This is a genomic window from Mycolicibacterium rutilum (assembly GCF_900108565.1).
GTDB classification, from domain to species: domain Bacteria; phylum Actinomycetota; class Actinomycetes; order Mycobacteriales; family Mycobacteriaceae; genus Mycobacterium; species Mycobacterium rutilum.
The window spans coordinates 5,102,054-5,113,804 of the sequence record NZ_LT629971.1; the positions used below are offsets into that span (position 1 = coordinate 5,102,054).

The window sequence follows — 11,751 nt, forward strand, 5'->3', positions numbered from 1 at the left end:
CTTCCGAGGAAATTGTTGCCGATCAGACGAGCTCGTAAGCGGTTTCGGCGTGTTCGGTCTCATCGATGCCGGTGTCCTCGTCCTCTCGACTGACGCGCCAGCCCAACGGCTTGACGATAAAGGCAATGATCGCCGTCATGATGCCAGTGAAGATGACGGCCACCAAGGCGATCACCACCTGCACCACCAACTGCTGCACACCGCCGCCGTAGAACAGGCCGGTCTCGACGGCCAGGAAGCCGATGCCGACGGTGCCCCACAGGCCGGCCACGAGGTGGACGCCGACCACGTCGAGCGAGTCGTCATAGCCGAACTTGTACTTCAACCCGACAGCGAGCGCCGACAGCACACCGGCGATGACGCCCAGGATCAGCGAGCCGATCGGCGAGAGCGCACCACAGGCCGGGGTGATCGCGACCAGGCCGGCCACGATGCCCGACGCCGCGCCGACGCTGGTGGCGTGGCCGTCGCGGATCCGCTCCACGAGCAACCAGCCGAGCATGGCCGCCGCCGTGGCCGCGGTCGTGTTGACCCAGACCGCACCCGCGATCATGTCCGCCGCACCTTCGGAACCGACGTTGAAGCCGTACCACCCGAACCACAGGATCGACGCGCCCAGCATCACGAACGGAATGTTGTGCGGCCGGTAGGCCATCTTGCCGAAGCCGGAGCGCTTACCGAGCAGCAGTGCGAGCACCAGCGCGGCCATACCGGCGTTGATGTGAACCACGGTGCCACCGGCGAAGTCGATCGGAGCGACGTTGGCCGCGCCTTCGTCGTCGACGCCGAACAGTTTGGCCGCGATGCCGCTCTCCGAAGCCGACAGCAGGCCACCGCCCCAAACCATGTGCGAGAGCGGGAAATACACCAGGGTGACCCAGATGCCGCCGAACAGCAGCCAGGTGCCGAACTTCATCCGCTCGGCCACCGCGCCGCTGATGAGGGCGACGGTGATCACCGCGAAGGTCAACTGGAATCCGACCCAGACGATCGCGGGGACGGTGCCGAAGCCGCCGAGCACGTAGAGCGTGTCCTCGCCGACCTCCTTGGACTCCAGCAGCGGGCTCAGCCCGAACAACGCGAACGGGTTGTCGAAGATGCCGGCGATGTCGCTGTCACCGGTGTGCGCGGAGGCGAAGGACATCGAGTAGCCCCACAGCACGTAGATGACGCTCACCACGCCGAGGGAGCCGAACGACATCATCATCATGTTCAGCACGGACTTCTGGCGGGACAGCCCACCGTAGAAGAACGCCAGGCCCGGTGTCATGAACAAGACGAGCGCCGCGGCGGTGAGTACCCATGCGGTGTCGCCCGCGCTCAGCCCGTCTGGGCCGAACGGCGCGAACGCATCATCGGGTAGAGCTAGGGGTAAGGCTGAAACCACTTTGTGTGAACCTCCTTGGGAAGTGCGCCGAATCGGATCGGCCTCCCGAAGAGACTCTTTTGCCGGGGTTTCACCTGTGATTCCGTTCCGTTTCCGTTAAGTGAACGGACACGCCAGAAGCGTTACGCTCGTGTTTCACGGCACGTCGTCCAGCAAAAACGGCATCAGGTGCGGCGCGACGGTGTCTCGATGCGCTAACCGAGTAGCGCGTCGACGAACGCCGCCGGCTCGAACGGGGCCAGATCGTCCGCGCCCTCCCCGAGGCCAACGAGTTTGACCGGCACACCGAGTTCTTGTTGCACCCGGAACACGATCCCGCCCTTCGCCGTGCCGTCGAGTTTGGTCAGCACCACACCGGTGATGTCGACGACCTCAGCGAACACCCGGGCCTGCGGGAGTCCGTTCTGCCCGATCGTCGCGTCGAGCACCAGCAGCACCTCGTCGACCTCGGCCCGTTTGCTGACGACGCGCTTGACCTTGCCCAGCTCGTCCATCAGACCGGTCTTGGTGTGCAACCGGCCCGCGGTGTCGACGACGACGACGTCGGCGCCGTCGGCGACGCCCTTGTCGACCGCGTCGAACGCCACCGACGCGGGGTCGGCACCCTCGGGCCCGCGGACCACCTCCGCGCCGACCCGCGACGCCCAGGACTGCAACTGGTCGGCTGCCGCGGCGCGGAACGTGTCGGCGGCGCCGAGCACCACCCGGCGACCGTCGGCGACGAGTACGCGCGCCAGCTTGCCGACCGTCGTCGTCTTGCCGGTGCCGTTCACGCCGACCACCAGCAGCACCGACGGTTTGTCGGCGTGCGGCAGCGCCTTGATCGAGCGGTCCAGATCGGGCCGCAGTTCCTCGATGAGGACCTCGCGCAGGACCGCGCGGGCGTCGGCCTCGGTGCGCACCCCGCTCGACGCCATCCGCGCGCGCAGGGACGTCACCACCGATTCGGTGACGACGGGGCCGAGGTCGGCGATCAGCAGGGTGTCCTCGACCTCCTCCCAGGAGGCCTCGTCGAGGTCGCCCGCACCGAGCAGCCCGAGCATGCTCTTGCCGAGCGTGTTCTGCGAGCGGGCCAACCGGCCGCGCAACCGCTCCAGGCGGCCCTCGGTCGGCGCGATCTCGTCGAGCGCGGGTGTGGCGGGCTCCGGCGCGTCCGGTTCCTCGACAGGTTCGGGCTCCGGCTCCGGCTCCGGCTCGGGCTTCGGCACGGGCTTTTCGACCGGCTCCACCACCGGCGCGTCGGGCAGCTGCACATCGGCGATCGGGCGCTTCGGCGCGTCCCGGGGGACGGTGGCGTCGTCACCGACCGCGGGCAGCCCGCTGGTGTCGATTCGCTCGGCGGGCTGAACGGGTTTCGTCGGCGCCGACTGCGAGAACGTGATCCCCGATGAGGCGGTGTAGCCGCCCGAGCGGTCGACCGCGGCGGGCGTCTCGCTCGACTTGAGGCTGATCCGGCGGCGCCGGTAGCGCACCAGGCCGACGACGAGAGCGGCTACCAGCAGAACGGCGATGACCGCGACTGCGATCCACAAACCTTCAGTCACCGAGCCATTGTCTCAAGATGGCTCGGCGCCTCCCCCGCGCCCCGAGGGTCGCCGTCAGTTGGTCGCCGCGACCAGTTCCTGTCCCCGCATCCGCTGGCTGATCACCGTGGTGATGCCGTCGTCGCGCATGGTGACGCCGTAGAGCGCGTCTGCGACCTCCATCGTCGGCTTCTGGTGGGTGATGACGATGAGCTGGGACCGTTCCCGCAGCTGCTCGAACAAACTGATCAACCGGCGCAGGTTGACGTCGTCGAGCGCGGCCTCCACCTCGTCCATCACGTAGAACGGCGATGGCCGCGCGCGGAAGATCGCGACCAGCATCGCCACCGCGGTCAGCGACTTCTCGCCGCCGGACAGCAGCGACAGCCGCTTGATCTTCTTGCCCGGCGGGCGCGCCTCGACCTCGATGCCGGTGGTGAGCATGTCGTCGGGGTTGGTCAGCAGCAGCCGGCCCTCGCCGCCGGGGAACAGCGTCGAAAAGACCTGCGTGAACTCGCGTTCCACGTCGGCGTACGCCTCAGTGAACACCTGCAGGATGCGGGCGTCCACGTCGTCGATCACGTCGAGCAGGTCCTTGCGGGCGCCCTTGACGTCCTCGAGCTGGGTGGACAGGAAGTTGTAGCGCTCCTCGAGCGCGGCGAACTCCTCGAGCGCCAGCGGATTCACCCGGCCCAGCTCGTTGAGCTCGCGCTCGGCCTTCTTGGCGCGGCGCTCCTGGGTGGGCCGGTCGAACGGCATCGGCGCGGGGGCGGTGACCTGCTCACCGCGCTCGCGGGCCTGCTCGTACTCGGCCATCTCCAGTTCGGTCGGCGGCAGCGGCACGTCGGGGCCGTACTCGGCGATCAGGTCGGCGGTGGCCATGCCGAACTGCTCGAGGACCTGCTCCTCGAGTTGTTCGATGCGCAGCGCGGCCTGGGCCTTGGCGACCTCGTCCTTGTGCAGCGCGTCGGTCAGTCCGTTGATCTTCGCGGTGAGCTCGTTGACTTCCTCACGGGCTTTCGCCAGTGCCGTGGACCGGTGCTGCCGTTCGGCGGCGACCTCGTCGCGGGACCGTGACGCCACCGCCACCACCGCGCTCAGCCGTTGCGCGACAAGGCGACCCGATTCGGCGACGGCGGCGGCCACCGCGGCGGCGTGTTCGCGCGCTTCGCGTGCCCGCTGGGCACGCAGCCGGGCCTCGCGCTCGGCCGTCGCCGCCCTGCGCAACGAATCAGCGCGTCCGCGAACGGCATTCGCGCGTTCTTCGGCGGTACGCACCGCCAGCCGCGCCTCCACCTCAGCGGCGCGCGCCACCTCGGCGGCGGCCATCGTCTCCTGCCGATCGACCGGTTCGGCCTCGAACATCGGCGCCTGCTGCGCGTTGTGCAGCCGCTGCTCGAGCTCGCTGAGTTCCTCGACAGTGCGGGCGCGGTTGGTCTCCAGTTCGGCGCGCTGCTGCATCAGGCGCTGCCATTCGTCGTCGGCGGCCCTGGCGTCCTGCCCCAGCCTGCCCAGCTGCTCGTAGATCGCCGAAATCGCCGCATCGGACTCGTTGAGCGCCGCGAGCGCCTGCTCGGCGGCGTCCTGCCGGCTGGACTGTTCGGCCAGCGCGCCCGCCAGCGCGGCCGACAACTCGCCGACCTGGGTCTCGGCGGCCTCGAGTTCGGCGCGGGCCTTGTCGACCTCCGAGGCGATCTCGAGTGTGCTGGGTTTGCGGTCCGACCCGCCGCTGAGCACACCGGCGCCCACGAGGTCACCGTCGGTGGTGACCGCGCGCAGCGTCGGCCGGGCGGTGACCAGATCGAGTGCGGCCGGCAGGTCGGATACCACCGCGACGTCGCCCAGCATCGCCTGCACCGCACCCTGCAGCCGAGCCGGTGCCTCGACCAGCTCGACCGCCCACTGGGCGCCGTGCGGCAGCGGATCACGCTGCGCGGCAAACTGATTGGGCCAGTCGCTCAGCACGATCGCGGCGCGTCCGCCGTCGGACTCCTTGAGCGCGGCGACGGCGGCGCGGGCCGCACCGGCGTTCTCGGCGGCGACGGCGTCGGCGGCGGAGCCCAGCACCGCGGCGACCGCCACCTCGTAGCCGCCGCGCACCTTCAGCAGGTTCGCGACCGAGCCGAGAAGCCCTGCGTCGCTGCGGTTCTCCTGCAGCCACGCCGCACCGTCCTTGCGGTCCAGGCCGACCGACAGCGCCTCGATGCGGGCCCGCAGCGATGCCACCTGCCGTTCGGCGCCGCGTTCGGCGGCCTGCAGTTCGGCGACTCGCTCGTCGGCCAGCCGCAGCGCGGTCACGGTGCGGTCGTGGTGTTCGTCGAGGCCGACTTCACCGGCGTCGAGTTCACCGACGCGGCCCTGCACGGTCTCGAATTCGGCCTGGGTCTGCTGCGCCTTGGCGGCGGCCTCTTCGATCGCGCCGCTGAGCCGGCTCACGGTCTCGTCGATGGACTCGACGCGGGTCCGCATGGTGTCGACCTGACCGGCCAACCGCGCCAAGCCTTCTCGGCGGTCAGCCTCGGCGCGGGCGGCGGCCATGTGCGCGCGCTCGGCCTCAGCGGCCATCCGTTCGCACTCGCTGAGCTCGGCGCGCGCGGCCTCGAGGGTGGCCCGCGACTCGGTCAGCTCGTCGAGCAGTTGGCGTTCCCGGGCGGCGACCTCGTCGGCCTGCGCGTCGAGCTCGTCGGGGTCCGGCCCGGTGGACGCCTCGGGCTCGGCCTCCAGGTGCTGCGCGCGTTCGGTCGCGATGCGGACCGTCGCCCCCACCCGTTCGGCGAGCGCGGACAACGAGAACCACGTCTGCTGCGCGGCATCGGCTCGCGCACTGAGGGTTTCGACCGCCGACTCATGGGCGGCCAGCTCGACGGTCTTGGTCTCCAGCCGGGCCGCGATCTCGTCGTGCTCACGGCGCAGCGTCGTCTCGGCCTGGTTGGTGTTGTCGAACTCGGCGCGGCGGGTGACCAGATCGTCGGCGGCCAGCCGCAATCGGGCGTCGCGCAGATCGGCCTGGATGGTCTGGGCGCGCCGCGCCATCTCGGCCTGCCGCCCGAGCGGCTTGAGCTGGCGGCGCAGTTCGGTGGTCAGGTCGGTGAGCCGGTTGAGGTTGGCCGACATCGCGTCGAGCTTGCGGACCGCTTTTTCCTTGCGCTTGCGGTGCTTGAGGACGCCGGCGGCCTCTTCGATGAACGCACGACGGTCCTCGGGGCGCGACTCGAGGATCTCGCTCAACTTGCCCTGCCCGACGATCACGTGCATCTCGCGGCCGATGCCGGAGTCGGACAGCAGTTCCTGCACATCCATCAACCGGCAACTGCTGCCGTTGATCTCGTACTCGCTGCCGCCGTCGCGGAACATCCGGCGGGTGATCGACACTTCGGAGTACTCGATCGGCAGCGAGTTGTCGGAGTTGTCGATGGTGACGGTGACCTCGGCGCGGCCCAACGGCGGGCGCGAGGACGTGCCCGCGAAGATGACGTCTTCCATCTTGCCGCCGCGCAGCGTCTTGGCACCCTGCTCGCCCATCACCCAGGTGAGCGCGTCGACGACGTTGGACTTGCCGGACCCGTTGGGGCCGACCACGCACGTGATGCCTGGCTCGAAGCGCAGAGTCGTCGGCGAAGCAAACGACTTGAAGCCCTTCAGGGTCAGACTCTTGAGGTGCACGACGTGCCACACTACCGCCGGAACGGCTATCGCTCGGTGAAGCCTTCTAGCGAGTCGCGCGGTTCGGTGAAGTCGGCGACGACGTGGTCGACGTGTCCTGGTGTTTCACCGCTTCGCAGCAGGTCAAGGAGTCGATCGCAGGCGTCGCGCGGCCCCTGCGCCACCACCTGGACGCGACCGTCGGGCTTGTTGGCGGCATAGCCGGTCAGGCCGAGTTCCAGTGCCCGCGACCGGGTCCACCAACGGAACCCGACGCCCTGCACCCGGCCGTGCACCCATGCCGTCAGCCGTACCTTAGCTAACTCCTGCATCACTAACCTCAAACGTCACTTTGGTCCCGGCCTTCAGCGTGCGACCGACCGTGCAGACCTGGTCGATGGCGCGCTCGATGACCGTGAGCACCCGCGCGCGCTCCTGCTCGGAGAGCGCGGACAGGTCGAGCTCCATGCGCTCCTCCAACAGCGGGTAGCGCTCCTGTTCGCGGTCCGCCGCGCCCGAGACCCGGATCGTGGTGTCGTAGTCCTCGCCGAGGCGGCGCTGCAGCGGCACGTCGCTGGCCATGCCGCTGCAGGCCGCGAGCGCGATCTTCAACAACTCCCCCGGCGTGAAGACGCCCTCGACGTCCTCGCTGCCGACGAGCACCTCCGCGCCGCGCGAGCTGCGCCCGGTATAGCGGCGCGGCCCCGTTCGCTCAACCCACAGTTCGGTCATGGCCCCATCTTCGCCGAAACCGACGTTTTGGCGGGAAACCGCGCGCGCAATCGACCATTACGTCGGTCTCGGCGCGGTTCGGCGTACCCGCGGGCGCGGTTGGCACCGCGGGCAGTAGAACGACGAGCGGTTCATGAACTTCTCCCGCCGCATGATCGCCCCGCAGCGCCGGCACGGTTCGCCCTCGCGGCCGTAGGCGTCCAGCGAGCGGTCGAAGTAGCCGGACTCGCCGTTGACGTTGACATACAGCGAGTCGAACGACGTCCCGCCCTGTGCCAGCGCCTCGCGCATCACCTCGGCGGCCGCGTCGAGCAGCGCGGCGAGCTTCGGCCGGGTCAGCGACGACGCCAGTCGCGCTCCGTTGATCTTCGCGCGCCACAGCGCCTCGTCGGCGTAGATGTTGCCGATCCCGGACACCACGGTCTGGTCGAGCAGTTGCCGCTTGATCTCAGAGTGCTTGCCGCGCAACACCGTAACGACACCGTCGCGATTGAAGTGCGGGTCGAGCGGGTCGCGCGCCAGATGGGCGACGGGCATCGGGACGTCCTCACCGTCGATGGTGACCATGTCGGTGAGCATCCACCCGCCGAACGTGCGCTGGTCGACGAAACTCAACGCCAATCCGTCGTCGAGCAGCGCCGCGATCCGCAGATGGTTCTCGTTCGGCACCGCGCCCAGCAGCATCTGTCCGCTCATCCCGAGGTGCACCACCAGCGCGGCCCCGTCGTCGAGCGTCAGCCACAGATACTTGCCGCGCCGCCCGGTCCCGACGATGCGCGAACCGAGCAGCCGCGCGGTCAGGTCGGCCGGGCCGGCCTCGTGCCTGCGCACCGCGCGGGGATGGTGAACACGCACCGCGGTGATGGTCTTGTCGACGACGTGCGCGGCCAACCCGCGACGGACGACCTCGACTTCGGGAAGCTCAGGCATCTACCTCGGAGGCGGTCAGCGCCGTCCACGCCGCCGCGGCCGCCTTGAGTTCGGCCTCCTTCTTGGTGCGCCCGACTCCCCTGCCGTACTCGGTGTCGGCGACGACGACGGTCGCGGTGAACTCCTTGTCATGGTCCGGACCCGTCGAGCTCACGACGTACGACGGCGCGCCAAGGCCCCGGCCGGCGGTCAACTCCTGCAGGCTGCTCTTCCAGTCCAGTCCCGCACCGAGCGTCGGCGCGGTGTCGAGCAGCGTGGCGAACAGCCGCAGGATCACCTCCCGCGCGACCGTGATGCCGTGCTCGAGATAGATTGCGCCGAGCAGAGATTCGACACCGTCGGCCAGGATGGATGCCTTACCCGCGCCGCCGGAGTTCTCCTCGCCCTTGCCCAACAGCAGGTGCGCGCCCAGCCCGTCGTCGGACAGCTGGCGGCCGACCTCCGCGAGCGCCTGGGTGTTGACGATGCTGGCGCGCAGCTTGGCCAGATCGCCCTCGGAGCGCTCCGGATGGCGGTGGTAGAGCTCTTCGGTGATCGTCAGCCCCAGCACCGCGTCGCCCAGGAACTCCAGCCGTTCGTTGGTCGGCAGCCCGCCGTTCTCGTAGGAGTAGCTGCGATGGGTGAGCGCGATGGTCAGCAGCTCGTCGGGCAGCTCCACACCCAGCGCCGCCAGCAGCGCCGCCCGGTCACTCACGCGTGTCCTCGTCGATCCCCGGGTCGCTTCGCTCCTGCCCGCCGGCGTCGGTCCCCGGGTCGCTGTCGTCGAACATGCCCGCCAGTTTCGCCCAGCGCGGATCGAGCTGCTCGTGATGGTGTCCGGGTTCGGCGGTGGCCAGCGCGATGCCGCAGTCCGGGCACAGCCCGGCGCAGTCCGGCCCGCACAGCGGGGCGAACGGCAGCGCGAGCCCGACCGCGTCGATGATCGGCTGCTCCAGGTTGACGGTGTCGTCCACCACGCGCCCGACCTCGTCGGCCTCGGTGCTCTCGTCCGTGGCGCTGGCGGGGTAGGCGAACAGTTCAGTCAGATCGATCTCGACCTCGCCACTGACCGGTGTCAGACAGCGTGCGCACTCACCAGACGTGGGCGCCGACACCGTGCCGGAGACCAGCACGCCCTCCGACAGCGACTCGACCCGCACGTCGATGGTCAGCGGTGCGCCCTCGGCGATCGCGATGAGGTCGAGCCCGATCCTCGACGGACTGGGCACCGTCTCGTGGACAGTCATCATCGACCCGGGTCGTCGACCGAGCCGGGAGATGTTGATGACGAGCGGCGATTGTGACGCGCGATGCGTCGCCGCGTTGGCATGCGTCGCCATAAGTATCGATTTTACGGCGACGGTCGGGCGGCTACCGGGCGGCTACCGGGCCGCGTAGTCGTGGGTGCCCGCGGCGGTGCGCAGCTGGTGCCGTCCACGCCCGACCGAGCGCAGCGTGCCGTTGAGGAAGTCCTCGAACTCGGCGAGCTTGCTGTCGACGTAGATGTCGCATTCGCCGCGCAACCGGTCGGCCTCGGCATGCGCCGAGTCGATCAGCCGGGTCGCCTCGGCGGTCGCGGTCTGCACGATCTCGGTCTGCGACACCAGCCGCTGCTGTTCCTTGATGCCTTCCTGCACGGCCTTCTCGTAGGCGAGGTTGCCGCTCTCGATGAGCCGGTCGGCCTCAGTCTTGGCGCGCCCGGTGCTGGCCTCGTACTCGCGCTTCGCGGTCGCCGCGATGCGGGTGGCCTCGTCACGGGCCTCCACGACCATCCGTTCGCTGTGCTGACGCGCCTCGGCGACCATCCGGTCGGCCTGGGCCTTGGCGTCGGCCAGCAGCCGATCGGCCTCGGCGCGCGCGTGGTTGACCACCGAGTCGGCCTCGGCGGTGGCTGTCGAGACCATCGAATCGGAGTGTTCCTTGGCCTCGCGCAGCATCCCGTCGCGCGCGTCGAGCACATCCTGGGCGTCGTCGAGCTCACCGGGAATCGCGTCCTTGATGTCGTCGATCAACTCGAGGACATCACCGCGGGGCACCACACAGCCGGCCGTCATCGGCACGCCGCGGGCTTCTTCCACAATCGCGCTCAGTTCGTCGAGCGCCTCAAAAACTCGGTACACGGCAACACCCTCCAGGCGTAGTTGACGGTTACTAGTGTGCCTGGTGTTACGCCTGTGACTCAGCTTTCCGGGCGGTGTGTCGCCTCCGACGTCGGAAAATCGTGGATTGCTGTGTCTACCACTTCCCAGGCTGCAACTGCTGACTGAATTGCTGTCCGAATTATTTCAACCGGCGATCAGGCGGGTCGGACGAGGCTACGCCGCTGATGCCGAACCTGAGCTTGTGTGCGAGGAATCGGCGATTTTTCGAACGCAAGCTCAGGTTCGGCGGCAGCAAGGAGGGCCTACTTGAGCGCGCCGCCGATCAGGTCGCGCGCCCGGTCGAGCATCGACGCGAACGGCCCGACCGCGAAGTTCGCCTTGGCCGACTCGACACCGGCGTGCGGATGCGTCGGCGCGATGGCCTCGGCGGCCTGCACCGCGCCGGCCATCCGCTTGAGGTCCGCATCGTCGAGCTCTTTCGACAGCCGGTTAAACTCCTCGCGCTCCTCGTGTTCGGCGTGGTCGATCACGTCGTCGCGGAACTTGGTCAGCTCGTCAATGAACTCCTGCGAACCAATGTCCATCTTCTCCAGCCGCGACAGGAATTCCTTGGCCTCGTGCTCTTCCTTGAGCCGGGCGTCGACGATCGCGTCGCCGTCGTCGACCGCCATGCGCGCCCGCGGATGCACCACCATCTCCTCGGCGGTCTCGTGCACGGCGAGCAGTTGGCGCAGGTCGGTGAAGGCCTTCTCGCGGGCCTTCGTCTCGGAGGCGTTGAGCACCTCTTCGAACAAGTCCTTGATCAGGTTGTGCTGGTCGGTCAGAAACTTGACCACGTCATCGGTGTTCTGGACGAAGGTTTCGGCCATGGCGGGACTCCTGCGAATTTTCAGGTTGTGGTTGGGCGCGCGAAGGGGCTGTGCGCCTTAGCCGACTACCCGGGCAGGCGAACCGTTAACCCTGCCGCAGCTTGGCCTGCACCCGCTCGTTGACCGGCGCGGGCAACAGGTCGGAGACGTCGCCGCCGAGCGAGGCGACCTCCTTTGCCAGCGACGACGACACGAACGAGTACTGCGGCGTGGTGGCCACGAAGAAGGTGTCGACGCCGGCGACGTGCTTGTTCATCTGCGCCATCTGCAGCTCGTACTCGAAGTCGGTGCCGGTGCGCAGCCCCTTGACGATCGCCGTCAGTCCCCGCTGCCTGGCGAAGTCGACGACCAGGCCCTGACCGGATTCGGCCCGCAGGTTGGGCAGGTGCCGGGTGGATTCCTCGATCATCGCGATGCGCTCGTCGAGGGTGAACATGCCCTTCTTGTTGGGGTTGACGAGCACCGCGACTACCACCTCGTCGAACTGCGCGGCCGCGCGTTCGAAGACGTCGATGTGGCCGAGGGTCACCGGGTCGAAGGAACCCGGGCATACCGCGCCGCTCATGACCGAAGACGCTAGCAGGGCG

The 11,751-nt window shown here is 68.8% G+C and carries 11 protein-coding genes; all 11 read right to left on the minus strand.

Annotated features, from left to right (window positions below; genetic code table 11):
• Positions 1 to 22: 22 nt before the first annotated feature.
• The 11 genes from BLW81_RS24855 to coaD all read right to left on the minus strand — a co-directional run bounded on the left by BLW81_RS24855 (position 23) and on the right by coaD (position 11,729).
• Positions 23 to 1,387: an ammonium transporter gene (locus BLW81_RS24855; protein WP_083409495.1), complete on the minus strand. Its 1,365-nt coding sequence runs from the start codon at positions 1,385 to 1,387 to the stop codon at positions 23 to 25.
• Between the two features lie 194 nt (positions 1,388 to 1,581).
• Positions 1,582 to 2,931, minus strand: coding sequence for a signal recognition particle-docking protein FtsY (gene ftsY / locus BLW81_RS24860; RefSeq protein ID WP_083409496.1), 1,350 nt, complete (start codon positions 2,929 to 2,931; stop codon positions 1,582 to 1,584).
• 54 nt (positions 2,932 to 2,985) lie between these two features.
• The gene (gene smc / locus BLW81_RS24865; RefSeq protein ID WP_173839674.1) at positions 2,986 to 6,573 is read right to left on the minus strand and encodes a chromosome segregation protein SMC; all 3,588 of its coding nucleotides are present in this window, start codon (positions 6,571 to 6,573) and stop codon (positions 2,986 to 2,988) included.
• Positions 6,574 to 6,599: 26 nt separating this feature from the next.
• Positions 6,600 to 6,884: an acylphosphatase gene (locus BLW81_RS24870; protein ID WP_083409498.1), complete on the minus strand. Its 285-nt coding sequence runs from the start codon at positions 6,882 to 6,884 to the stop codon at positions 6,600 to 6,602.
• Positions 6,868 to 7,284: an OsmC family protein gene (locus BLW81_RS24875; protein WP_083409499.1), complete on the minus strand. Its 417-nt coding sequence runs from the start codon at positions 7,282 to 7,284 to the stop codon at positions 6,868 to 6,870. Before BLW81_RS24875 ends, BLW81_RS24870 begins: the two co-directional genes overlap by 17 nt.
• A 57-nt stretch (positions 7,285 to 7,341) precedes the next feature.
• Positions 7,342 to 8,214: a bifunctional DNA-formamidopyrimidine glycosylase/DNA-(apurinic or apyrimidinic site) lyase gene (gene mutM, locus BLW81_RS24880; protein ID WP_083409500.1), complete on the minus strand. Its 873-nt coding sequence runs from the start codon at positions 8,212 to 8,214 to the stop codon at positions 7,342 to 7,344.
• Positions 8,207 to 8,908, minus strand: coding sequence for a ribonuclease III (gene rnc / locus BLW81_RS24885; RefSeq protein ID WP_083409501.1), 702 nt, complete (start codon positions 8,906 to 8,908; stop codon positions 8,207 to 8,209). The genes mutM and rnc overlap by 8 nt, the downstream gene beginning before the upstream one ends.
• Complete coding sequence (locus BLW81_RS24890) at positions 8,901 to 9,533, minus strand: YceD family protein (protein WP_083409502.1); 633 nt, start codon at positions 9,531 to 9,533, stop codon at positions 8,901 to 8,903. The genes rnc and BLW81_RS24890 overlap by 8 nt, the downstream gene beginning before the upstream one ends.
• A gap of 42 nt (positions 9,534 to 9,575) precedes the next feature.
• Positions 9,576 to 10,313 carry a cell division protein SepIVA gene (gene sepIVA, locus BLW81_RS24895; RefSeq protein ID WP_083409503.1) on the minus strand — a complete coding sequence of 246 codons (738 nt, stop codon included), beginning with the start codon at positions 10,311 to 10,313 and terminating at the stop codon, positions 9,576 to 9,578.
• A 284-nt stretch (positions 10,314 to 10,597) separates the two neighbouring features.
• Positions 10,598 to 11,164, minus strand: coding sequence for a hemerythrin domain-containing protein (locus BLW81_RS24900; RefSeq protein WP_083409504.1), 567 nt, complete (start codon positions 11,162 to 11,164; stop codon positions 10,598 to 10,600).
• A gap of 85 nt (positions 11,165 to 11,249) precedes the next feature.
• Positions 11,250 to 11,729 (minus strand): pantetheine-phosphate adenylyltransferase, encoded by a 480-nt coding sequence (gene coaD / locus BLW81_RS24905; protein ID WP_083409505.1) that lies wholly within the window; start codon positions 11,727 to 11,729, stop codon positions 11,250 to 11,252.
• Positions 11,730 to 11,751 lie beyond the last annotated feature (22 nt).